The organism is Streptomyces sp. AC512_CC834 (assembly GCF_019049325.1).
Taxonomy (GTDB): Bacteria; Actinomycetota; Actinomycetes; order Streptomycetales; family Streptomycetaceae; genus Streptomyces.
Genome location: NZ_JAGMUO010000027.1, coordinates 43,899 through 67,217, shown reverse-complemented (window position 1 = coordinate 67,217; position 23,319 = coordinate 43,899). Strand labels below are relative to the sequence as shown.

Here is a 23,319-nt window from a genome sequence, read left to right as displayed (position 1 = left end):
CCTCCCGATCTCCACTCAAGATCAGGTTCGTATGGATGCCACGAAGTGAGTCAGTTTTGATCCGCCGTCAGAGGGTCACGGTTCAAGCGACGCCGACATTCCGCGGAGGGGACTCGGCAGGCCACGAACTCGACCTGTGACCGTCCTTGCGGATCGCGCGTACTCTTCCCGCGCGATCCGTGGGCATCTGCGTCGACGCGGCGTCCGTGCCGTTATCCCACAGCCCGCGGACCAGATCGGCCACCGTCTGAGGCGAGGCCGCGCCGGAGGGCGTCCGCCCGGCTTCGACGCCGAGACATACAAGGAGCGCAATGCTGTCGAGCGGTGCATCGCCCGACTCAAGCAGTGGCGCGGCCTCGCAATGCGCACAGACAAGCTCGCAGTCGCCTGTCGGGCCGCCTTGCACCTCGCTGCCATTCTGATCTGGTCCCGCAGATGACAGTGCGCTGCGTAAGCCGGACTACGTGAGGTCCGTGCTTGGTTGGCGGCGCCAGTCCCATCCGGCATAACGGTCCAGCAGCGTGAGGAACTCGTTCGCCTGAAGGATCTCGTAATGGTTGGTGTCGACAAGACCGTCCAGACCACGGAGGACATCGCGGAGCAAGACCCGGGCCGCGTCCATGGACTGGCATGACACGTAGACCGCGTAGGGTTCGCCGATCTGGGCCATCACCTGGTCCAGCTCTTCACGCTCGTAGTCCGCCAGGATCCCGCCCGAGAGGTCGATGTAGTACGAGTACCCGTGCCGGTGCAGCCTGTCGTCCCCCGTCACAGGATCCAGCACGAGGTCGAAAGCACGGATTCGCCCCTCAAGCAACGGACGTCGCTCCGCAGGGACAAGGATGATCACAGATGGCCAGGACACGCATTTGACCGTAGCGGAGCAGGCTTCGGGCCCCAGGCTTTCGGGTCAGTTGTGCAGCTTCTCCAGCAAGGAGACAGGCTCTAGGCGCGACCGGTCAGATGTCGTCGGGGCCGCCCAGGCCCGTGAGCGCGCCGACCGGGTCTTGGTCGGGCGTGCCGCGCGGCCACCAGTCCTCGCGGCCGGGCTCCGACTCGTAAGCGTACCAGAGGCCCGCCCGGCCGAGCCTGAGCTGAACGTGGCCCCGGGGGTGGGTGAGGCGGTTGCGCCAGGGGCGGAAGGCGGGGAGGTCGGCGGCGAGCAGCAGCGGGCGGGCGCGGTCGAAACGGCCGGCGGGCGGGTCCCAGGGCTCCTCGAGGACGTCGAGGCCGTCCGGTCCGCCCTGCCGCCAGGCGGCCACGGCGCGGGCCAGCTCCGCGGTGTCTCGGCCGGCGGCCGAGGCGAGGGACGCGTAGAGCGCCCGGGTGCTGGCGGTGAGGCCCGAGCCGGGGCGCGCCGCGGCGAGGCGGACGGCGTCCTGCCACAGCGTCAGACCGCCGACCGGGTCACGGCCCGTGGTGAGCAGGGCGTGGGCGCGGGCGGCCGCGTCGGTGGCAAGCTGGTCCAGCGCGAAGGGGTCGGGGCCGCCCGGTGCGGCCGGGTAGGCGGGAGGCTGCTCGGGATGCGGGGGCGCGGGCAGCGGCGCCGGGAGGAACGGCAGGGTGCGCCGTGTCAGGGCCTCCGCCGCCCGTACGCCGGGCAGGGACGCCGGTCCCCGGTCCTGGGCGGCACGGGCCGCGCGGGCCGCGTTCAGCCGGGACAGGGCGTCGAGCAGCTCGCGCTCGCCCCGGCCGCGCAGCAGGAGCAGGACGAAGGGGTCGGCGTCGAGCAGGCGCGCCGTCTGGTAGCAGAGGGCGGCGGCGTGCTTGCAGGGGTGCCCGGAGTCGGGGCAACTGCACTGCGGGGTGAGGTCGCCGGGGCCGGGGAGCAGCGGGACACCGCAGTCGGCCAGGTCGGCCAGGGAGTGGGGCAGCTCCTTGTCGAGGAGGGCGGCGATGTGCCCGGGCCGTTCGACTGCGGCGTCCAGGAACCGCTCCCAGTCGGCGTCGTCGAGCGTCCGCAGCCGCACCTGCACGCGGTACGGCCGGGCGCGGCTGCCCTGTACGTAGGCGAGGACCAGGCCGGGCGTCACGGTGATGGCGTCGACGTGCCCCCGCTCGGCATACCCGCGCCCGCGCTCCAGCCGCGCGGCATCCAGGGCACCCTCCTCCAGGGCGGTCACCCACGCGTTCCCCCACCAGGTCCCGGCGAAGCCCTCGCCCGGCGGCCGGGGCGGGAGGGCGGGGAAGGTACGGCGATGCTCGCCGTCGCGGTCCGGGGCCGCCATCGAGCGCGGGGTGCGAGGTTTCGCGGGTGGCGGAGAAACGGCCGCCCGGCCCTGCGCCACCGGGCGCGGGACCGCCCACTCCGGCGCCGCGCGGGGAGCCTCCGGCGGTCCCGGCGGTCCCGGCGGTCCCGGCGGCTCCGGCGGCTGTCGTCGAGCCGCGGGCTCGTACGACGACATGGACGGCCACGACGGCTCGGCGGCGCCGGGCGCCGGCGCTTCGCCGCCCACCGTGTGCGCGACGTGCTGGGACCCGGGAGTGGACGCGGTGGCGGGGTCCGAGCCGGGAGACGGGCCCGAACCGGGCGACAGGCCCGAGCCAGGCGGCGGGCCCGAACCGGGCGACAGGTCCGAACCGGGCGACAGATCCGAGCCAGGCGGCTGGCCCGAGCCAGGCGACAGGCCCGAACCTGGCAGCGGGTGTGGCTGCGAGTGGGCGGGCAACTGGCTCTCGGTTGAGGATCCGTCCGCGACCCCTTCCAGGGGCAGGGTCTCCCCGGCGGGGTCCGCCTCCGGGGGCAGCCGGAACGCGTCCGCGGCGAAGTCCCGTACGGCGCGGGCGCGGGCGTCGGCGGTGCGCGAGCCTGCGATGCCCTGCGGGTGACGGGCCGTGCCGGGCCGCCGTCGTACGCCTGCCCCTTCCCCGGCCGCTGTGTCCGCCCTCGCCCGGCGACGCGCGGCCCGCAACGCCTCGCGCGCCACGTCCGCCGGTCGGCTGTCACCCTCGTCCGCGGGGGCGGGGCGGTCCGGGGCGCCCGGGTCGTCGGTTTCGTCAGGAGCCGGCGTCGGAGGGGTCGACGCCGTGGGTCGAGTCATCTCTGCGGCCCGGCCCGACGGGTCCGGCAGGTCCGCCGGAGCCTTGCCCTCTCCCGTCGCGCTGTCGGCGCCGGCTTCCGTCTCCCCGTGTCGCTGGGCGCTCCGCGTGCTGCGCAGTGCCTGACGTGCGAGGTCCCCGGGACGCGGGGAGCGGTCCGGGCCCTGCTCCCGCACCGGCTCACGGACCGTGGTGTCGGCCTCGGCGGCATCAGCGTCGGCATCGATGCGCTCCGCCTCTGTATCCGGGTCGGCGGTGCCGTCGGACGCTCCCTCGCCGCGCCCGCGGGCCTCCCGCAGGGCGCGGCGGGCCTCGTCGGCGGGGCGGGGGGTCATGACGGCCTCCGCAGGGACACGAGGTCGGACAGCTCGCGGGACGTCAGCTCGGTGAGGGCCGACTCTCCGGAGCCGAGGATCGCGTCGGCCAGCGCCCGCTTCGACTGGAGCATCTCGGCGATGCGGTCCTCGACCGTGCCCTCGGTGATGAGCCGGTGGACCTGGACCGGCTGGGTCTGGCCGATGCGGTAGGCGCGGTCGGTGGCCTGTTCCTCCACGGCCGGGTTCCACCAGCGGTCGAAGTGCACGACGTGGCCGGCGCGGGTCAGGTTCAGGCCGGTGCCGGCGGCCTTCAGGGACAGGACGAGCACGGGGGTCGCCCCGCTCTGGAAGCGGTCCACCATGCGCTCGCGCTCCGGCACCGGTGTACCGCCGTGCAGCAGTTCGACCGGGATCGCGCGGGCGGACAGGTGGGAGGTGATGAGGCGGGCCATGCCGACGTACTGCGTGAAGACGAGTGCCGAGCCGTCCTCCGCGAGCAGCGTGTCCAACAGCTCGTCCAGCAGGGCGAGTTTGCCCGAGCGGGCGGTCATCCGGTCGGCGCCGCCCGGCGGGTGTTCCTCCTTCAGGAACAACGCGGGGTGGTCGCAGATCTGCTTGAGCGAGGTGAGGAGCTTGAGGACGAGCCCCCGGCGGCCGATGCCCTCGGCCGACTCGATGACGAGCATCGACTCGCGCACCACCGCCTCGTACAGCGCGGCCTGTTCGCGGGTGAGCGGGACGGGGTGGTCCGTCTCGGTCTTCGGCGGCAGTTCCGGGACGATGCCCGGGTCGGACTTCCTGCGGCGCAGCAGGAAGGGGCGGATCAGCCGGGCGAGGCGCTGCACCACCTCCTCGTCCTCGCCGTTCTCCACCGAGCGGGCGTGCCGGGCGCGGAAGGACTTCAGGGGGCCGAGGAGCCCGGGGGTGGTCCAGTCGAGCAGCGCCCACAGCTCGGAGAGGTTGTTCTCCACGGGGGTGCCGGTCAGTGCCACGCGCGCGGGGGACGGAATCGTGCGCAGGGCCTTCGCCGTCGCCGAGTAGGGATTCTTCACGTGCTGGGCCTCGTCCGCGGCGACCATGCCCCAGGGCTGTTCGGCCAGTGTCGTGGCGGCGGACCGCATCGTGCCGTACGTGGTGAGGACGAAGCCGCCGGTCAGGTCGTCGAGGGTGCGGTCGGGGCCGTGGAAGCGGCGGACCGGGACGCCGGGCGCGAACCGGTTGATCTCCCGCTGCCAGTTGCCCAGGAGCGAGGCCGGGCAGACGACGAGGGTCGGTTCGGTGCGGGCCCGCTGGAGGTGCAGGGCGATGAGGGTGACCGTCTTGCCGAGGCCCATGTCGTCGGCGAGGCAGCCGCCGAGGCCGAGCGAGGTCATGAGGTCGAGCCAGGCGAGGCCGCGCAGTTGGTAGTCGCGGAGGGTGGCGTGCAGGCCGGGCGGCGGTTCGGCGGGGCGCACCCCCGCCGTGAGGCGGTCGCGCAGGGCGGCCAGCGCGCCGGCCGGCACCACGTCGACCGTCTCGCCGTCGGCCTCCGCGCTGCCGGTGAGGGCGACGGAGAGGGCGTCGATCGGGTCGAGCAGGCCCAGGTCGCGCTTGCGGGCACGGCGGACGAGTGCGGGATCGACCAGTACCCACTGGTCACGGAGGCGGACGACGGGGCGGTGGGCCTCCGCCAGGGCGTCCATCTCGGTTTCGGTGAGCGGGTCCCCGCCGATCGCCAACTGCCAGCGGAACTGGAGGAGGTCCGCGCTCTCGAAGAAGCCGGTGCCGTCGGTCGCCGAACCGGGCGCGGTCCTGACCACCGCGGTCGCGGTGAGGTCCTGGGCCAGGTCGCGGGGCCAGTGCACGGCGACTCCGGCGGCGGCGAGCCGGCCGGCGGCCACGCCCAGCAGGTCGGTGACCTCCTCCTCGGACAGGCCGAGGACGTCGGGCACGTCCTGCTCGGTGAGCCGGTCCAGTGGCGGCCAGACCCGCGCGGCGCGGCGCAGCGCCAGTGCGGCGTCCACGCGTGCGCGGGCACCGAAGGCCGCGTCGGCCGCCCCCGACCACAGGTCCGCCGCGTCGGCCACGAGGGTGGGGTCGGCGAGGCTGTGCACCTGGACGACGGCCGCGCCCGCGTTGCGCACGCCCGCACCCCCTCCGGCCGGGGCGTCGTCGTCCCCGTCGAACAGGTCGTACGCCGACAGGTCCAGGCGGAGCGAGACGCGCACGCCCGCGTCCATGCCGGCGGCGACCTCCGCCGCCCAGTCGTGGGCGTCGGGCAGGCGCTGGGCGCCGCGTGCGGCGAACGGCCGGCCCGAGGCGTGCGGCGCGGCGGGGGTGCGGGGCAGCGTGTCGGCGACGGCGTCCAGGAAGGCGCGGAGCAGCGCTTCCGGCTCGGGCAGCCGGATCGGGCCGGGACCGTCCAGCGGGACCGCGTGGCCCTCCGGGGGCAGGGCGGCGGCCACGGCACGCAGGTGGGCGATGTCGTCGGGGTCGAGGGGGCCGGCCCGCCAGGCGTCGTGCCCGGTCGCGGTCAGGCCGGGCAGCAGCCGGCCGCGCGCGGTGAGCCGCAGGGCGTGCAGGGCCGCCGCACCCCAGCAGGCGGTGGCCGGGTGGGCGGCCGGGTCGTGCCGGGCGCGCACCAGGAGAGGCAGCGCCTCGCCGAGCGGCAGCGACAGCGCGGGTGTCGTTTTGCGTCGCACACCGGTGCCGTGCCGCCGCACGACGGTCAGTTCCGTGAGGCCGGCCGACCGGGCTCCGTCCGCGCGAGCCGCTCCGGCGGCGACCGCATCGTCCCCGGGAGAGGCGCCGACAGACCCGCCGCCGGAAAACACGGCGTCGGCGGACGCGCCCTCGGGAACCGTCCCGACGGCACCTCCGGACGCCCGACCAGGCACGGAGGCAGACCCGTCCCCGGGGAGCACCGAGGTGCCGGACCCGCCCTCGGGGAGCACGGCGGTGTCGGACGCGTCCCCGCGCGGCACCGAGGTGACGGACGCGTCCGTGGGAAGCACGGCGGCGCCCGACGCGGCCGCGGGCCCGGCCCCGGAAAGCGGACCGGCAGCCCCTCCCCCGGAAACCGACGCGGCACCGCCCCCGTTCGCGGCCAAAGCGGTGGTGACGGGCCCGTCCTCGGGGTCCCAGAAGACGATCCGTCCCTCGCGCGGGAGTGGTGCGGGCACGAAGACGGCCGCCAGCCGGACCGGGACGGACTCCGGCGCCCCCTCGGGCCTGTCCGTACCCCCAGGCCTGTCCGTACCCTCGGCCCTGCTCGTCCCCTCGGGCCTGCTCGTCGCCTCAGCCCTGCTCGCCTCCGGCCGCTCCCCCGCCCGTCCGGCGGCCCACGTGTCCGCCACGGCCCTGTCGCTCATACGTCCTGTCACCTCCCGCCCGTCCGCCGGATCAACTGTCTTCGACTTTACGGGCGGGGACTGACAATCGGCTCCGAGCCCCTTCCGGGACCCGGCGGCCGGTGCACGCGCGAGATCCGGGAACGCGGCCCGTCGCAGGCTACGGAACGGTGTGCGAGACGACGTACACCATCGGGTAGTCCGGGTTGTCCATGTTCACGACGACGTCCTGGGTCGGCGCCGGGTTCTCCTTCTCGTTGACGACGCCCCACCAGGAACCGGAGCCGCCGAACTCCCAGCCGGTGACCCGCTGGGCGCGGTCGCTGATCGCGATCTTGTCCTTCTTCAGCGTGTCCCGGTCCACGCCCAGCCCCGCCAGGAAGACGTCGAGTCCGGCGTTGGTGGTCTCGAACTGGACGTAGAGACGGCTGGTCTTCCAGTTGTTCGTCTCGTAGTACGCGACCTCGTCGGACGGGACCGGGACGGGCAGCTCGTAGATGCGGCGCTGCAGCTTGGACGGCCAGCCCTCGGTCATGCCGGTCGCCGCGTACTTCGCCTCCTTGTCCCTGCCGCTGTCGCGGCTCTGGCTGGCGGAGATCGCGAGGTAGCCGGCCGGGATGCCGATGAGCAGGACGATGGTCAGCAGGGTGAGCGTACGGCGGCGGATCATGTGCCGGCGGCCCTCCGCCGGGCGGCCGGGATCCTGCGGGCCTCCGGCCTGGTGGGGCAGGTTTTCCGTCACAGCGACTCCCCGGAGGTGCGGCGGGCTTCGGCGTACCGCTCGTACCGCTCGTACCGCTCGACCCGGCGCCGCTTGGCCCGGCGGAACCGGCGGGCGACCAGCCGGGACAGGTCGGCGGCGCCCACCATGCCCGCCTCGGGACCGAGCTGGGCGCGGACGATGCGGGCCTCGGGGCGGTAGCCGCGGCCGGTCAGCTGGCGTTTGAAGGCGTCGCGCGCGGGGCCGATCAGCAGGTCGTCGGCGGCGCTGACCCCGCCGCCGATCACGAAGCAGGACGGGTCGAGGGCCGCGGCGAGGTTGGCGATGCCGACGCCCAGCCACTGCCCGATGTCCTGGAGCAACTCGATGCACATGGCGTCGCCGTCGCGGGCCAGCTCGGTGATCATCGGGCCGGTGATGTCGCCGATGCTGCCCTTGACGTGCTCGATGATCCCGTACGCCACCGGCGAGTCGGCTACGGCCAGCTCGCGGGCCTCCCTGACCAGGGCGTTCCCGGAGCTGTACTGCTCCCAGCAGCCGCGGTTGCCGCACGGGCAGCGGTGGCCGCCGGGGACGACCTGCATGTGCCCGAACTCACCGGCGACGCCGTACTTGCCGCGCTTGACCTGGCCGTCCTCCAGGATCGCGCCGCCGATGCCGGTACCGAGCGTGATCATGACGAGGTGGTCCTCGCCGCGGCCGGCGCCGAAGCGCCACTCCGCCCAGGCGGCGGTGTTCGCGTCGTTGTCCACCAGGACGGGGACCGCGAGGCGGCCGGCGATGCGGTCGCGCAGCGGTTCGTTGCGCCAGGACAGGTGGGGGGCGAACAGCACGCGATTGCGGTCGGCGTCGACCCAGCCGGCCGCGCCGATGCCGACGGCGTGCACGTCGTGCCGGTCGGAGAGGTCCAGGACCAGTTCGACGATCGTGTCCTCGACGACCTTCGGGCTCTTGGACTTGTCCGGGGTCTCCGTGCGGAGCTTCTCCAGGATGTTGCCGTCGGCGTCGACGACGCCCGCCATGACTTTCGTACCGCCGATGTCGATGCCGACCGTGGGCACGCGGGGTGCCGTGAGGTGCGAGCGGCGTTCCCTCGTGCCCACGGTGCGCAGGACCGGGGCGCGGCGGGATCCGATGGGGGCGGTGAAGTCGCGGTAGGTGCTCATCGGGTGCGATTGTGCCGCACGCTTGCGCCGGGTGCCGAATGGGCAGGGGGCGGGTGGAACGGTTCGTTGCCGGGTGCGGGTGCGTTGTGGCTGGTCGCGCCCACGCGGCGGAGCCGCAAATCGACACGGCCCCGCGCCCTATGAGGGGCGTTGCAGTTCATGGCGTAGATCGTCCAGCTCCGTGCCACCGGCCATCTGCGTCGTCAGCTCGTCCAGGGTGATGTCCTCGCGCTCGTGGTTGCCCACCATCGTGCCGCGCTTCAGCAGGACGAACCTGTCCCCCACCATGTACGCGTGGTGGGGGTTGTGGGTGATCAGAACAACACCCAGGCCCTGGTCGCGTGCCGCCGCCACGTATTTGAGGACCACACCCGACTGCTTCACGCCCAGCGCCGCCGTCGGTTCGTCGAGGACCAGGACCTTCGCGCCGAAGTAGACCGCGCGGGCGATCGCCACGCACTGGCGTTCGCCGCCGGAGAGGGTGCCGATGGGCTGGTCGACGTCGCGCAGGTCGATACCCATGCGGAGGAGTTCCGCGTGGGTGGTGCGGCGCATGTGGCCGACGTCCATGCGCTTGAACGGGGCGACGCCCTTGCGGGGTTCGGAGCCGAGGAAGAAGTTGCGCCAGACCGGCATGAGGGGGACGACGGCCAGGTCCTGGTAGACGGTGGCGATGCCGCGGTCCAGGGCCTCGCGCGGCGAGGACAGACGGGTCTCCTCGCCGTCGAGGGCGAGGGTGCCGCCGTCGTGCTGGTGCAGCCCGGCGATGATCTTGATGAGGGTGGACTTGCCGGCGCCGTTGTCGCCGAGCACGCAGGTGATCTCGCCGGCGTGGACCTCCAGGGACACGCCTTCGAGGGCGCGTACGTGGCCGTAGTTCTTGCTGACGTCGGACAGCTCGACGAGCGCCTCACGTGCTGGGGTGTGCGTCACTTGGTGGCCTCCGCGCGCTTGCGGACCCAGGCGTTGAGCAGGGTCGCGAGGAGCAGCATCGCTCCGAGGAAGAACTTGAACCAGTCGGGGTTCCACTCGGCGAAGACGATGCCCTTGCTGGTCATGCCGAAGATGAACGCGCCGACCGCCGAGCCGACGGCGCTGCCGTAGCCGCCGGTGATCAGGCAGCCGCCGATGACGGCCGCGATGATGTAGATCAGCTCGTTGCCGACGCCCTCGCCGGACTGGACGACGTCGTAGGAGAAGAGCAGGTGCTGGCCCGAGATCCAGGCGCCGAAGGCCACGCCCATATAGAGGCCGATCTTGGTCCTGGTGACCGGGACGCCGACCGCGCGGGCGGCGTCCTTGTTGCCGCCGACCGCGAAGATCCAGTTGCCGGCGCGGGTGCGCAGCAGGATCCAGCTGGCGACGGCGACCAGGGCGAGCCACCACAGGATGGTGACCTTGAAGCCGACGCCGCCGATGGTGATCGTGGAGGCGAAGACGTCGTGGGCGGAGGGGAAGCCCTCCATGTCGTCGATCGACTTGGTGGAGACGGTGCCGTCGATCAGCTTGGTGAAGCCGAGGTTCAGGCCGGTCAGCATGAGGAACGTGCCGAGCGTGATGATGAAGCTGGGGAGCCCGGTGCGGGTGAGCATGAAGCCGTTGAAGACGCCGATCGCCAGGGTGACCAGCAGGGAGACGCCGACACCGACCCAGACGTTGGCGGTCATCTGGTAGCTGAACATCGACGACACCAGGGCCGACGAGGTGACCATGACGCCCGCGGACAGGTCGAACTCCCCGCCGATCATCAGCAGCGCCACCGGGACGGCCATGATGCCGATCGTGGAGGCGGCGTAGAGCACCGTGCTGAGGCTGGCGGCGCGCAGGAAGCTGTCTGCGAAGAACGCGAAGAAGACGAAGACGGCGACCGCGCCGACTACGGAGCCCAGCTCGGGGCGGCCGAGGAGTTTCCGCAGCGGGGAGGTCTGCCGAATCCTTTCGTCATCTCCCTTCTCGTCATCCCCCTTCTCGCCGGCCTCCTTCACCCGGGTGGCGTTCATCGCGTGCCCCGGTCCGTGTAGTCGGCCAGCGCGGCGGCGTCGTCCTTGGTGATGATCTGCGGCCCGGTGAGCACCGGCCGGCCGCCGCCGAGGACGTCGGCGTTGTACTTGTACAGCCACAGCAGGTCTACGGCCTCGTACCCCTGGAGGTAGGGCTGCTGATCGACGGCGAAGCCGAGGGTGCCGTCCTCCAGCCCGGCGACCACCTTGGCGTTGAGGTCGAAGGTGTCGATCTCGGCCTTGCTGCCCGCGCTCTGCTTGGCCTTCACGGCGGTGTCCGCGTAGGGGGCGCCGAGGGTGACCACGGCGTCGAGGGACGTGTCGGTCTGGAGCTTGGCCTCGATGGCGGACTGCACGTCCGGCATGCTGGTGCCGTTGACGTAGAGCCGCTGGACCTTGCCGTCGAAGGTCTTCTCCACGCCGTCGCAGCGCTGCTCGTGGCCGACGTTGCCCTGCTCGTGGAGCACGCAGATCGCCTTCTCGCGGCCCCGCTCGTTCAGCTCCTCGCCGACGGCCTCGCCCGCGATGTTCTCGTCCTGGCCCACGTGGGTGAGGGCGCCGAACTCCTTGGACTCCTCGGACCCGGAATTCACCGTGATCACCGGGATGCCCGCCTTGCGCGCACGGGCTAGGGCGGACTTCATCGCGGCGGGCTTGGCGAGCGTGACGATGATCCCGTCGACCTTCTTGTCGATGGCCGCGTTCACGAGCTGGGCCTGCTGCTGTGCCTCGTCGTCGTGGGAGTACACGAAGTTGATGTTGTCCTTGACCGCGGCCTGCTCCGCGCCGCTCTGGACGATGTCCCAGAAGGTGTCGCCGTCGCCCGAGTGGGTGATCATCGCGAAGGTCCAGCGGGGGGTGTTCACCGCCGCCTTCCCCCCGGCCGACGCGGCCTTGCGGGCGTCCTCGGCGCGCTTGCCGCCGGTGCTGCTGCACCCGGCCAGGGACACCGTCAGCGCCCCTGCCAGCGCGATGCCCACCCATGTCCGAAACCGTGCCACGAGGCCGTGCCCTTCTTGCTGTCCTGCTGTGCCGTGCTGTGCGTGCTGTGCGTGCTGTGCTGTGCGTGCCGGGCGTTCGCCGACGGCCCGGCCGGGTTCTGGAAACCCCAAACGCCCCATTGTCCGACACACAAGCGGAGCGCATGCCTCCGGGGACCGGACGACGGTCACATTGTCCGGACATTGCGACGAACCCGCACGACGGGGGCGGCCACCGGACGGAGCCGGTCAGGGCCGCACGAGCAGCTGGAACTCGAAGGAGTAGCGGGACGGCCGGTAGGTGTGGGTGCCGAACTCGACCGAGCGTCCCGTGTCGTCGAACGTCGTGCGCTCCATGGTGAGCAGCGGGGCGCCCTCGTCCTCGCCGAGCCGCTCGGCCTCACCGGGGGTGGCGGCGCGGGCGCCGATGGACTGACGGGCGCTGTGCAGGGTGATCCCGGCGGCGCGCATCAGCCGGTAGAGGCCGGTGGCCTCGAGCTGGCCGGTGTCCAGGTCGAGGAGGCCGGGCGGCAGGTAGTTGCACAGGTACGCCATCGGCTCCCCGTGCGTCAGCCGCAGCCGCTCGATGCGGTGCACGTCGCTCTCCTCGGCGACGCCGAGCGCGGCGGCGACCTCGGCGGTCGCCGGGACGACGGTGTTGACCAGGACCTTCGTGGCCGGGCGCTGTCCCGCGGCCTCCAGATCGTCGTAGAGGCTGCTGAGTTCCAGCGGGCGCCTGACCTTGCTGTGCACGACCTGGGTGCCGACGCCGCGGCGGCGCACGAGCAGGCCCTTGTCCACGAGCGACTGGATGGCCTGGCGGACGGTGGGCCGGGACAGACCGAGCCGCGCGGCCAGCTCGATCTCGTTGCCCAGCAGGCTGCCGGGGGTCAGCGCGCCGTGCTCGATCGCCGCCTCCAGCTGCTGCGACAGCTGGAAGTACAGCGGCACGGGGCTGCTGCGATCCACGCTGAGGTGCAGCGACACGGTCGGGTCCACTTCTGGTTTCGGCACGGGCCGAGCGTAGCTCCGTGCGCAGGTGACGGGAAGTTGCGCAGTTCGATTGTCCGGACATACGCATTGACAGGGTGCGGGCTGTGAGCCCACTTTGATTCCATGCGCATCGGGATCATCGGAACGGGCCGCATCGGCACCGTTCACGCCAACACGCTCAGCCGCCATCGCGACGTCGGATCCCTGATCTTCACGGACGCGGACCTCGCACGGGCCCAGGACCTGGCCCATCGGCTGGGTGAGACGGCGGCACCGGGGGTCGACGAGATCTTCCACTGGGGCGTGGACGCGGTGGTGATCACCACCGCGACGCCGGCCCACGCCGAACTGATCGGCCGGGCGGCACGCTCGGGTTTACCGGTGTTCTGCGAGAAGCCCATCGCACTGGACCTGCCCGGCACGCTCCAGGCGATCGCCGAGGTGGAGGCGGCCGGGACGATCCTCCAGATGGGCTTCCAGCGCCGCTTCGACACCGGCTACACGGGCGCCCGGGAGGCGGTACGGTCCGGGCGGCTCGGCCGGCTGCACACCGTCCGGGCGGTGACCAGCGACCAGACGCCCCCGCCGGCCGAGTACCTGCCGCAGTCCGGCGGGCTCTACCGGGACACGCTCATCCATGACTTCGACGTCCTGCGTTGGGTGACCGGGCGGGAGGTCGTCGACGTGTACGCCGCAGGATCCGACGCCGGACCGCCGATGTTCCGGGCGGCGGACGACGTGGACACGGGCGCCGTCCTGCTCACCCTGGACGACGGCACGCTCGCCACGGCGACCGCGACGCGGCTGAACGGGGCCGGATACGACGTCCGCATGGAGCTGGCCGGGGAGCTGGACCAGATCGTGGTCGGCCTGGACGACCGTACGCCGATCGCGTCGACCGAGCCGACCGGCCCTCCGGCCGCGGACAAGCCGTGGACCGGCTTCGTCGAGCGCTTCGGGTCCGCCTACGAGGCGGAGCTGGCCGAGTTCGTGGAGGTGGTGCGCGGCGAGCGGGCCAACCCCTGCGACGGGCGCGAGGCGCTGCAGGCCCTGCGGATCGCCGAGGCCTGTGACATCTCCCGCCGCGAGCGCAGGCCCGTACGACTGACGGAGGTACCGGGAGCCACGGCCCCCATGGCTGGGTGAACCTACGCGCCCACCGACTACTGCCGGCCCTCCCGGCCCTCCTCCCGGCCCTCCTCCCGGCCCTCCTCCCGGCCCTCCCTCTGGTGCTCCTCCAGGAGTCCCGCGTCGTACGCCAGCAAGGCGATCTGGACCCGGTTGCCGAGGTCGAGCTTGGCCAGGACGCGGGAGACGTGCGTCTTGACGGTGGCGACGCTCATGTACAGCTCCCCCGCGATGGCGGCGTTGGCCATGCCCCGGCCGACCGCGACGGCGACCTCCCGTTCGCGGTCGTTGAGGGCGGCGATGCGCTCCCGCGCGCGTGTGCGGCGCGTGTCGGCGGCGCCACCGGCCGCGTGCTCCATCAGCCGCCGGGTCACGGCGGGCGACAGGACGGGGTCGCCGGCCGCGACCCTGCGCACCGCGTCGAGGATCTCCGCGGGCGGGGTGTCCTTGAGGACGAACCCGGCGGCACCGGCGCGCAGGGCCCGCAGCACCTGTTCGTCCGCGTGGAAGGTGGTGAGCACGATGATCTGCGGGGCGTCCGCGCGGTCCCGCAGCCGCTCGGTCGCCGTCAGGCCGTCCACCACCGGCATCCGGATGTCCATGAGGACGACGTCCGGTCGGGTGCGGTCGACGAGCGCCTCGACCTCGTCGCCGTCGGCGGCCTCGCCGACGATCTCCACGTCGCCGGCGCCGCCCAGCATCAGGGACAACCCGGCCCGCACCAGCGGGTCGTCGTCGACGAGGAGCAGTCTGATCGCAGTCATGGGGCATACGTAATCACGGTCGCCGGGAACCGACTTCGCCCCCGTGGTGACGGCGGCCCGGCCACCGGTCGCCGCCTCACCCCCACGGCAGCCGTGCCCGTACCTCGAAGCCGCCCCCGGGTGTGGGGCCGTGTTCCAGGGTGCCGCCCGCGAGCGTGGCCCGCTCGCTCAGCCCGATCAGGCCCTGCCCGGATCCGGGTACGTGCGGCACCTCGCCCTCGGGCGGGGCGTTGCGCACCGACATGGCGAGCCCGTCGCCCGGCGCTCCGGTGACCGAGACGGTGACCTCGGTGCCGGGGGCGTGCTTGCGGGCGTTGGTCAGCGCCTCCTGGGCGATGCGGTAGGCGGTGCGGCCGACGGAGGCGGGGACCGAGCCGGGGTCGGTGACGCGGCCCGCGAGGGCGACCTTCATGCCGGCCGCACGGGACTCGGCGACCAGCGCGTCGAGCGCCGCGAGGGTCGGCTGGGGGCGGCCCCCGTCGTCGGACTCCCCGGCCCGCAGTACGCCGATGATCTCCCGCAGGTCCTGGAGGGCCTCGTGCGCGCTCTCGCGGATGACCCCGGCCGCCCGCGCCACGTCCTCGCGGGGCGCGTCCGGCCGGAACTCCAGGGCACCCGCGTGCACGCTGAGCAGCGTCAGCCGGTGCGCGAGGACGTCGTGCATCTCGCGGGCGATGGCCTCCCGGGCCAGCCGCTGCGCCTGCTCGGCCCGCAGCCGCGCCTCGGCCTCGGCGTGCCGGGCGCGGTCACGCAGGCTGAGCAGGAGCTGACGCTTGGAGCGGACGAGCAGGCCCCAGCCGAGCACCGTGACGGCGAGCAGGAAGGCGATGAAGAGGGACGCCAGGAAGGGCAGGTCGGGTTCCGGGCGCATCCAGTAGTACAGGGGCATCACGGCGAGACTCGCGCCGCCGATCCAGGCCACGTACCGGAAGGGCCGGTGCACGGCGAGCGTGAACAGGGCGGCGAGGACGGCACCGCCCGCGGTGGCCGAGACCAGGGAGACGGGCAGCATCGCCACGGCGAGACCGACCGGCCACCGCCGCCGGAGCCAGACGGCGGCGCAGGCCAGGGCGCCGATCAGCTGGTCGGCGACGGCCATGGCGGGTGAGAGGTCCGGTTCCTTGTCCAGCCCGTCGGCGGACAGCAGCCCGATGCCGACCGCGAACAGGAAGCAGGCGAAGTCGACGATCCAGTCGCGTGCGGTGCGCCGGGTCCGGCCGCCGGGCCGCCGCGGCTGTGGGTACAGGTCCTCGACCAGCGCCGCCGGCAGTACCCAGCGCCGCTTCGCGAAGGCCGGGTCCACCGTGGCCTGCTTGTCACTGTTCACAGTCGACAAATCTATGCAGTGGTGGTGGCCCGGACGCCCCTGCGAGGGGGATCGCCGACCAAAGTCGGGCGACCGGCGACTTTCGGCACGCCGGGGCCCGTGCGACGACGCCTTCCGTCGGGCAGGACTCGCCCCGCGGCCGATGTGTGCGGGGGTACCGCGGGGCGAGAGTCGGTGCCATGAAGGAATTGCTGGAGTTCCTGGGCCTGATGGCCGTGATCCAGGGCGCGATGGGCCTGGTGCACGAGTTCACCGACTGGAACTGGGGCCTGGTGCAACGGATCGGTTTCCTCGACGGCTACGAGCTGTACGCGAGCGGCGCGCTGCTGGCTCTCGGCGGGGCACTGTTCGCCGCCGCCGAGAGCCGCAAACCCGGGTGAGAGAACCGCAGATCAACGATCAAGCGATCGAGGAGAGGTTTCAGGTGGCGAGGTGGGCTGCGAGCCGGTCAGCGGCGGTGCGGGGCTCGCGGCCGAGGAGTTCGGCCAGCAGAGGGCCGGCCTCGGCGAAGTAACCGGCGCGGGCGGCCTGGTACCAGGTGAGCATGAGTCGGGCCGCCTGCTCCGGGACACCGATCGCGATCTGGTCGGCAACCCACTGTTCGTCGTCGACCACGATGCGCTTGACGGTGCGGCCGGTGAGCTCTGAGGCGATCTTGGCGAGATCGTCGAAAGTGACGGCAGTTGGTGCGGTGAGGGTGACGGCGCCGTCGAGGGAATGGCCCCTGGCGAGGAGGGCCGCCGTGGCCTCGGCAACGTCGTCACGGTCGGTGTAGGGGGTGGGGCCGTCTGCCGGTTGGGCGATCTCTCCGGTCTGCTGCCACGGGCCGAGCACCTGGTCGAGTGGGCCGTAGGCACCGTTGCGCAGCGCGGTCCAGGCGACACCGGACTCGGCGAGGATCGCCTCGGTGGCGGTGTGGATGTCCGACGGCCGGTACGGGTTGCCGGGGACGGCGGCGTGCTGACTGGTGTAGAGGATCCGCCGGGCGCCGGCCTCGACGGCGGCTTCGACGGCATTGCGGTGCAGGCCGGCCATGTCGGCGGCCGGGTCGTTGCCGGACACCAGAAGGACCTGCTCGGCGTCGGCGAAGGAGTCGCGCAGCGCGGCCGGATCCTCGTAGGAGCCCTGCCGCACGCGCACGCCGCGGTCGGTGAAGTGCCGCGCCTTGGTGGCGTCGCGGACGCTGACCCCGATCTGGTCGGCGGGCATGCGCTCGAGGAGGTGCTCGACGGTGGCGCCGCCCAGCCCACCGGTGGCGCCGGTGACAACGATCATGTGCTTGGCCTCTTCCCGTGTGCCCACCGTGTCCGTCCTGGAGGTGGGCGGAATCACAAGTTGACCATGCTGGTCAGCTTCACTTCTGCCGACGACCGTAGGTAAGCTGACCAGGGGAGTCAAATTACGCCGCTGGGCGACAGCGAGAGATGGTGAGGTCCTTGGCCGGTGCGGTGCCTTCGGAATCCCGGCTGCGCGCCGACGCCAGGCGCAATTCCGAGCAGATCCGCGCCGCCGCGATCGGCGCCTTCCAGGGGCGGGGCCTGACGGTCCCGCTGGAGGAGGTCGCCAAAGCGGCAGGGGTGAGCAAGGCCACGATCTTCAACCGGTTCGGCGGGCGGATCGGCCTCATCGAGGCCGTCATCGAAGAGGTCGTCGCGACGGAGCTGCTCGCCGTCATCGACCACACCCGGACCATCGATGACATCGGCGAGCGGATCACCTACTACCTCACCGCGATCCGGGACCTCCAGTACTGCCAGCCCGCCGTCAACGACGTCCTACTGCAGACATATCCGCACTCGGAACAGCTCATGGACATCTGCCGGGCCGGGAGCGAGGCAAACGACGAACTCATCGCGGCGGCGCGAGCCTCCGGCGCACTGCGGCCGGAGTTCACGGCGGGCGACCTCCACGCACTCGTCGTCGACAACGCCCTCGCCCTCAAGCACGGCAAGCGGCCTCCCCGGGACGACTACGACCGCCGCACCACTTACCTCCTGGACGGAATACGCGGGCGCCCGTCCGCTTCCGGCGGACGATGACGGATGGATGATCTACGTCGGGTGATCTCGTTGCCGAGGCGTTCGGGTCGTTGCCCCGGCGGCTGTTCAACGGGCCGGGCCTCTCAGGTCTCCGGAGCCGGCTCGGGCTCGGTCTCCCAGCGCTGGTCGAGGAAGGCTCTGACGGGTCCCGACAGCTCGTCGGCTCTGCTGATGGTCAGCAGGTCCGGACCGGAGATGCTCTCGTCGAGGGGGCGGTAGGTGAGGTCGGGCAGGTCGACGCGCGCCGTGGCGGCGGGAACCACTGCAACACCCACGCCGGCGGCGGCGAACGCGAGGGCGGCCAGGGTTCCGCCGGCCCGGTGGACTCTGGAGCGGGGCCGGTCGACGTCTGGCCCGAGTTGGGCGAGTACCTGTCCCTCTTCCTGCTGGGTCGCATAGATCACGAGGTCCCAGCGAGCCAGCTCCGCGGCCGACAGTGGGTGCGTTCTGGCCAGTTCGTGGTCGCGTCGCAGAGCGACGGACAACGGGGTGGCGGCGCGCCGCCGCAGAGCGAGACCGTCGGTGTCGCCGAGGCCCAGGCGTGGGCCGTAGCCGATGTCGAGTGTGCCTTCGCGTACGGCCGTGACCTGGGCGGCGGGAGGAAGTTCGGTCAGGGTGATCTCTGTGGCGGGGTGGGCGTGGTGGAAGTCGCGCATGTCCGCGGTCAGCTGCCCCTGCAGGACGGCGACTCCCGAGAAGCCGATCCGCACCACGCCTGTCTTGCCCTGGATCGACTGGCGGGCGACGTGCAGGCTGTGTTCGGCCTGGGCGAGTGTGAAGCGGCCGTGGGTGAGCAGGAGCTCCCCTGCCTCGGTGAGTTCCACGCGTCGACTGGTCCGGCGCAGGAGGGGACCCCCGGCTTCGCGTTCCAGGGCCTGCACCTGGGTGCTGAGGGTGGACTGCGTGACGTGCAGCCGGTCGGCCGCGCGGCCGAAGTGCCGCTCTTCGGCGACGGCCACGAAGTAGCGCAGATGACGCAGCTCCACCAGCTCCACCCTTTCAGTAAAAGCGATTGATCCATCGTATTCATCCATTGGAACGATCACTTCGTCAAGCACAGGATGGGTGGTGTGACAACAACACTGCACGACCGTCAGGACATCGCCGATCTGATGACCGGCTGGATCCACCGAGACCTCGGCCAGTGGGACCGGCTGCGGGATCTGTTCCACCCGGACGCCAGGATCGAGATCACCTGGTTCGAAGGAAGGGCGTACGACTTCGTCGACGCCTCCGCCCGCATGGGCGCCTCCGATCTGCGCACCAAGCACCTGATTACGGCGCCGCTCATAGCCTTCTCGGAAGACGGCAGCCGCGCCGTCAGCGAGACCAACACCTCCATCATCGGCGAGAACATCAGCCTCGGCCTGGGCTGCAACGGCCACGGCCGATTCATCGACAGGCTGGAGCGCCGGGACGGCACCTGGCGGCTCCTGGACCGCAAGAGCGTCTACGACTTCGCCTGCCTCACCTTCCCTACCGCCCCGGTGGACGTCGACCACGCGGCGATGGCCGAGCACCCGCGCGAGTACGCGGCCCTGGCCTACCTGCTGGGGCTCAGCGACTTCCCCGTGGCACGCACCTTCGCCACCAAGGGCAGTGCACTGGAGGAGGGCATCAAGCAGTCCGCGTTCGACTGGTTGAAGGGCCTGTAACCGCGTCGGCCCTCTGCGCCGCCCCCCGTATTCTCGTATTCACGATGGAGTCGCCTTGAAGCGTGCGGCCAGTACGACGATCACCAATGTCCGGGTCTTCGACGGACATCAACTCACCAGCCCCCGATCGGTTTCCATGGCGAACGGGCTGATCTGCGATGCGATCGCGACGCCCGATCAGGTCGTGGACGCCGACGGGGCCACCATGCTCCCCGGTCTGATCGACACACACGTCCACGTCGAAACGCTGGACAATCTGAAGACCTACGGCCACTGGGGGGTGACCACGGTCCTGGACATGGCCACCCCTGATCCCGAGTCGCTACTGAAGCTGCGCCACCACGACGGGGTGACCGACCTCTACAGCGCCGGCTATCCGGCCGTGGCGCCGAAAGCGACGCAGATCACGAAGATGGGCTACCCCGAGTCCATCGGCGTGGCCGGCATCGCGGACGCGGGCCGATTCATCGACGCGCAGGCCCGCTGCTCCGTCGACTACGTCAAGATCATCATCGAGGACCCCAAGCAGCCCGGCACCCAGGCACTCTCCCCCGAGGTGATCTCGGCACTGGTCGAGCGCGCCCACGCCAAGGGTCTGAAAGTGATCGCTCATACCACGACCCCGGTATCCGTCCACAGGGCCGTCGTCGCGGGCGTCGACATCCTCACCCATGTCCCCATCGCCGGTGAACTGGACCCCGAGGTGCCGAGAGAGGTCGCCGCCAAGGGAATCGTGGTGTCGCCGACCCTGACCATGATGCGCGGGCTGACCTCCGCCCTCGGCAGGCGCCCCCTCTTGCGAGCCCAGGCCGCGGCCAGGCTGATGCCGAAGCTGGAGTACGCCGGCGCCCGCAGGTCCACAGCCGCTTACCTGGCGGCCGGCGTGACCGTCGTCGCCGGCACCGACGCCAACCAGGACTCCACAGCGCCGTTCTCCCCATCGGCGGGGGAAAGCCTGCACGACGAACTCGGCCTCCTCGTCGAAGCCGGCCTGACCCCGGTCCAGGCCCTGCGCGCAGCGACCGTCACCGCGGCCGAGGTCTTCGCACTGCCCGACCGAGGCGCGATCGAGACCGGCCGACGTGCCGACCTGCTACTCGTCGATGGCGACTCCACCCGAGACATCAGCACCACCACCCGCATCCAAGGCATCTGGATCAAGGGACAACGCATCCGCTGAACGACACCGGCACCGCCCGCGTTCTCACGCACGCCGCCGGTGCCGGGCGGCCCGGCACCCGGCACCCGTGCACTGCGACCCAGACCTCGGCGCGAAGGTGCCGGTTCGCCGCCATGCCCAACGCCCGCGGCCGTGCGGGGGCATCACCACCGCGTTCAACTCCGTGTCGGCGAAGGCCGCATCACCGACCTGAGGCTCCAGAAACGGATCATGGTCGGCCGCGCAGGAGTCCCGCCGCTACGGGCGACGGAGCACAACTGGCGCACGGCGGCACCTCAGTCGGTCCGTCTCCGCACCCCACTCCTCTAGTGTCGCCAGACTCGACGATATTCATACGGACGCACCCCTTGAGACGCGATAAGTGTCGACAGTATCGTCCATGTCGAACCTCACCGAGGAGAACAGCCATGCACGCCGGCCCCAAGACAGCTCTGTGCGCAGCGACTTCAGGGCCCGCGTCGCAGCCTGCCCCGGGGCCGGTCGGCCGCCCTGCCGCACCGGACAGCCGACCCCTCGGCTTCCCCTGAGCCAGGGCCGGGGGAACGGCAGCCTGCTGCCGTTCCCTCATCGGCCCACCCCTCGTTCCCTACCGTCCCGGCCGGCAGCGGTACCGGTCGGTCATGCCCGAACGCACTGGAAGACAAGGGAGTTCACAGTGGTACGCACGAGCACTACCGACGCCGGCCGCCCGGCCATCACCTCCTTGCAGGACCGCGAGGTCAGCTACCGCGCCCGGCCCCGGGCCATTCTGATCGCGGTCGCCGGGCTCGCGACGGTGCCGGCTCTGGTCACCCCGGCGGCGGCCCAGAGCAGGAAGAAGGGCACGGAGAACTGCAAGACCATCAAGGTGAGGTCCGGGGAGACCCTGGAGCTCACCGAGACGACCACGGTGGGTGCCCTCACCATCGAGGAGGGCGGCACCATCGCCGCCCCGGACGGACACGGTCTGACCCTGACCGTGAACGGAGTGGAGACGGGCGGCAAGCTCAGCGAACTCACCGACGGCTACGGGGGACTCGCCACCGCGATCGCCCCCGGGACCTACCGGGGCAAGGTGATCCTGACGGTCGCCGTGGCCAACGACGTCGACTACAGCGACCTGGTCTTCCCCATCCGCCAGGCCATCTACGTCGACGCGGACGGCGTCGACGAGAGCAAGTCCGTGCCGTCCGACGTCCGCGGCGGCACCGTCGGCGACACCGGGTCGCACAACATCACCCTGCTGTCCAACGGCGAGTCCTTCAACGGCGTGTACGTCACCGGCGGCGCCACCTACGAGCTGACCAAGCCGAAGATCGCCTTCGACGGCAACGGCCGCTGCGACTTCATCGGTTACGGCGCCTCCGTCGTCGGCACCGGCGAGGGAACCAACCTCGTCCTGGACGGCGCCACCATCAGAAACCAGGGCCTGGTCCGCACGGCGGTCATCGCCGACGCCACCGCCAACGTCGTCGTCAAGAACTCCACGATCCACTGTGCCGACGGCGAGCACGTGCCCGACGAGTACCCGGCGACCGGCACCGGCGACACCAGGTACATGATCACCGTGCCCTGGATGCTGGGCATCTCCGGCAACGTCCGCGCCACCAACCTGCTGGGCGCGAGCACCCGGGCCTCCTACATCAACTCCTCCATCTCCTCGGAGAAGTGGGGCGCGCTGTCGGTGGACGGCGGCAGCGACTGCGTCCTCACCGCCATCAACAGCAAGATCTCCAACACCGGCGGCGAGGGCTACGGCTCCTACGCCATCGGCGGCGTCACCGAGCACTTCCTCGGCTGCACCTACGACGTCGGCGACTACGCCCTCATCCACTGGGGCTCCTCGGCCCATTACGGCGACAGCACCCGCGAAGCCGTCGCCGAACTCAACGAGTCCCTCGAACTCGGCCTCACCAGCTCCGAGTTGCGCAAGCTGCCGGAGAAGTCGACCCACATCAGGGCCGGCCGGTTCATGGTGCTGTGGTACGCGGACGGGTCCGTCGACATCGACGGCGGCACTCGCGTCGACACCGGCGAGGCCACGTTCATGTGCAAGTCGGTCGCGGCCACGGTCACCGTCGACGGCAGCAAGGGTGCCCGCCTGAACCCGGGCAACGGCATCATCTTCCAGCTGATGGACACCGACCGGCCCAGCAGCGTCCAGGTCACGGGCAAGCCCTGGACGACCGAGATGATCGGCACCTACACCGACCCCACCGGCTCCGCCACCAAGTCCACGACCTGGGTCACCACCAGTGCCCAGGCCACCGACTCCACGGCCTCGTTCACCGACATCGACCTGGCCGGCGACTTCTACAACGCCGTCCGCGGCGGCGGCAACGCCGACCTCGAGGGCCAGAACCTCGTACTGGACTTCACCCGGTCCACCGTGAAGGGCGTCATCTCGGCCACCACCACCAAGCACCACGTCTCCACCATCACCATCGAGCAGTACCGCGAGATCAGCGAGGTCACCAACACCCCGGGCGCGGTCGTCAACAACGGCGTGGTCGTGACCCTCGGCAGCCGGTCCACCTGGACGGTCACCGGCACCTCGTACCTGAGCGCCCTCACCCTCGCCTCCAACGCGTCCGTCAAGGCGCCCAGGGGCAAGAAGGTGACGCTGACGGTCGACGGCACGCCCACCGCGATCAAGGCGGGCACCTCCTACACGGGGGCGCTCACGCTGACCGTGGCGTGAC

General features: G+C 71.6%; 19 protein-coding genes and 1 pseudogene. 7 read left to right on the top strand and 13 right to left on the bottom strand.

The window, feature by feature from the left end; translation table 11 throughout:
- Positions 1-97: 97 nt before the first annotated feature.
- Positions 98-439 (top strand): annotated as a pseudogene (locus tag KUM40_RS10770) (transposase); the annotation flags it as partial.
- Positions 440-460: 21 nt separating this feature from the next.
- Here KUM40_RS10770 and KUM40_RS10765 read toward each other — a convergent pair.
- From KUM40_RS10765 to KUM40_RS10725, 9 genes are all read right to left on the bottom strand, one after another.
- The gene (locus tag KUM40_RS10765; RefSeq protein WP_254394904.1) at positions 461-784 is read right to left on the bottom strand and encodes a hypothetical protein; all 324 of its coding nucleotides are present in this window, start codon (positions 782-784) and stop codon (positions 461-463) included.
- A 175-nt stretch (positions 785-959) separates the two neighbouring features.
- Complete coding sequence (locus tag KUM40_RS41205; RefSeq protein WP_254394903.1) at positions 960-3,374, bottom strand: SWIM zinc finger family protein; 2,415 nt, start codon at positions 3,372-3,374, stop codon at positions 960-962.
- The gene (locus KUM40_RS10755; RefSeq protein WP_254394902.1) at positions 3,371-6,706 is read right to left on the bottom strand and encodes a DEAD/DEAH box helicase; all 3,336 of its coding nucleotides are present in this window, start codon (positions 6,704-6,706) and stop codon (positions 3,371-3,373) included. The genes KUM40_RS41205 and KUM40_RS10755 overlap by 4 nt, the downstream gene beginning before the upstream one ends.
- A gap of 139 nt (positions 6,707-6,845) precedes the next feature.
- Positions 6,846-7,427 (bottom strand): sugar kinase, encoded by a 582-nt coding sequence (locus tag KUM40_RS10750; protein WP_217165525.1) that lies wholly within the window; start codon positions 7,425-7,427, stop codon positions 6,846-6,848.
- The gene (locus KUM40_RS10745) at positions 7,424-8,572 is read right to left on the bottom strand and encodes an ROK family glucokinase (protein ID WP_217165523.1); all 1,149 of its coding nucleotides are present in this window, start codon (positions 8,570-8,572) and stop codon (positions 7,424-7,426) included. Before KUM40_RS10745 ends, KUM40_RS10750 begins: the two co-directional genes overlap by 4 nt.
- Positions 8,573-8,710: 138 nt before the next feature.
- Positions 8,711-9,505, bottom strand: a complete 795-nt coding sequence (locus KUM40_RS10740) for an ATP-binding cassette domain-containing protein (RefSeq protein WP_217165520.1) — start codon at positions 9,503-9,505, stop codon at positions 8,711-8,713.
- Positions 9,502-10,572: an ABC transporter permease gene (locus tag KUM40_RS10735; RefSeq protein ID WP_217165518.1), complete on the bottom strand. Its 1,071-nt coding sequence runs from the start codon at positions 10,570-10,572 to the stop codon at positions 9,502-9,504. The genes KUM40_RS10740 and KUM40_RS10735 overlap by 4 nt, the downstream gene beginning before the upstream one ends.
- Positions 10,569-11,573: a sugar ABC transporter substrate-binding protein gene (locus KUM40_RS10730; RefSeq protein ID WP_217165516.1), complete on the bottom strand. Its 1,005-nt coding sequence runs from the start codon at positions 11,571-11,573 to the stop codon at positions 10,569-10,571. Before KUM40_RS10730 ends, KUM40_RS10735 begins: the two co-directional genes overlap by 4 nt.
- Positions 11,574-11,801: 228 nt before the next feature.
- Positions 11,802-12,539 (bottom strand): myo-inositol degradation transcriptional regulator, encoded by a 738-nt coding sequence (locus tag KUM40_RS10725; protein ID WP_217165540.1) that lies wholly within the window; start codon positions 12,537-12,539, stop codon positions 11,802-11,804.
- 129 nt (positions 12,540-12,668) lie between these two features.
- On the opposite strand from KUM40_RS10725, the gene KUM40_RS10720 reads away from it, so the two are divergent.
- Positions 12,669-13,691, top strand: a complete 1,023-nt coding sequence (locus tag KUM40_RS10720; RefSeq protein WP_217165514.1) for a Gfo/Idh/MocA family oxidoreductase — start codon at positions 12,669-12,671, stop codon at positions 13,689-13,691.
- 17 nt (positions 13,692-13,708) lie between these two features.
- Here the strand turns inward: KUM40_RS10720 and KUM40_RS10715 are convergent, their stop codons facing one another.
- Both KUM40_RS10715 and KUM40_RS10710 read right to left on the bottom strand, forming a co-directional pair.
- Entirely contained in the window at positions 13,709-14,437 is a 729-nt protein-coding gene (locus KUM40_RS10715; protein ID WP_217165512.1) for a response regulator transcription factor, read from the bottom strand.
- Between the two features lie 76 nt (positions 14,438-14,513).
- Positions 14,514-15,764 (bottom strand): histidine kinase, encoded by a 1,251-nt coding sequence (locus KUM40_RS10710; RefSeq protein ID WP_217165510.1) that lies wholly within the window; start codon positions 15,762-15,764, stop codon positions 14,514-14,516.
- A gap of 179 nt (positions 15,765-15,943) precedes the next feature.
- Between KUM40_RS10710 and KUM40_RS10705 the strand changes: the two genes are divergently transcribed.
- The gene (locus KUM40_RS10705; RefSeq protein ID WP_217165508.1) at positions 15,944-16,144 is read left to right on the top strand and encodes a hypothetical protein; all 201 of its coding nucleotides are present in this window, start codon (positions 15,944-15,946) and stop codon (positions 16,142-16,144) included.
- 40 nt (positions 16,145-16,184) lie between these two features.
- Here KUM40_RS10705 and KUM40_RS10700 read toward each other — a convergent pair whose 3' ends face one another.
- The gene (locus KUM40_RS10700) at positions 16,185-17,039 is read right to left on the bottom strand and encodes an NAD(P)H-binding protein (RefSeq protein ID WP_217165538.1); all 855 of its coding nucleotides are present in this window, start codon (positions 17,037-17,039) and stop codon (positions 16,185-16,187) included.
- Positions 17,040-17,188: 149 nt separating this feature from the next.
- Here KUM40_RS10700 and KUM40_RS10695 point away from each other — a divergent pair, with 149 nt between their 5' ends.
- Positions 17,189-17,803, top strand: coding sequence for a TetR/AcrR family transcriptional regulator (locus KUM40_RS10695; RefSeq protein WP_217165506.1), 615 nt, complete (start codon positions 17,189-17,191; stop codon positions 17,801-17,803).
- A gap of 83 nt (positions 17,804-17,886) precedes the next feature.
- On the opposite strand, the gene KUM40_RS10690 is transcribed toward KUM40_RS10695, so the two are convergent.
- Positions 17,887-18,798 carry a LysR substrate-binding domain-containing protein gene (locus KUM40_RS10690; RefSeq protein WP_217165504.1) on the bottom strand — a complete coding sequence of 304 codons (912 nt, stop codon included), beginning with the start codon at positions 18,796-18,798 and terminating at the stop codon, positions 17,887-17,889.
- Between the two features lie 75 nt (positions 18,799-18,873).
- On the opposite strand from KUM40_RS10690, the gene KUM40_RS10685 reads away from it, so the two are divergent.
- The 3 genes from KUM40_RS10685 to KUM40_RS10675 all read left to right on the top strand — a co-directional run bounded on the left by KUM40_RS10685 (position 18,874) and on the right by KUM40_RS10675 (position 23,318).
- Entirely contained in the window at positions 18,874-19,458 is a 585-nt protein-coding gene (locus tag KUM40_RS10685) for a nuclear transport factor 2 family protein (RefSeq protein WP_217165502.1), read from the top strand.
- A 55-nt stretch (positions 19,459-19,513) separates the two neighbouring features.
- Positions 19,514-20,638 carry an amidohydrolase family protein gene (locus KUM40_RS10680; protein ID WP_217165500.1) on the top strand — a complete coding sequence of 375 codons (1,125 nt, stop codon included), beginning with the start codon at positions 19,514-19,516 and terminating at the stop codon, positions 20,636-20,638.
- Between the two features lie 655 nt (positions 20,639-21,293).
- A complete protein-coding gene (locus KUM40_RS10675; RefSeq protein ID WP_308401118.1) occupies positions 21,294-23,318 on the top strand; it encodes a hypothetical protein in 2,025 nt (674 codons plus the stop codon).
- The last annotated feature ends 1 nt before the right edge of the window (position 23,319 follow it).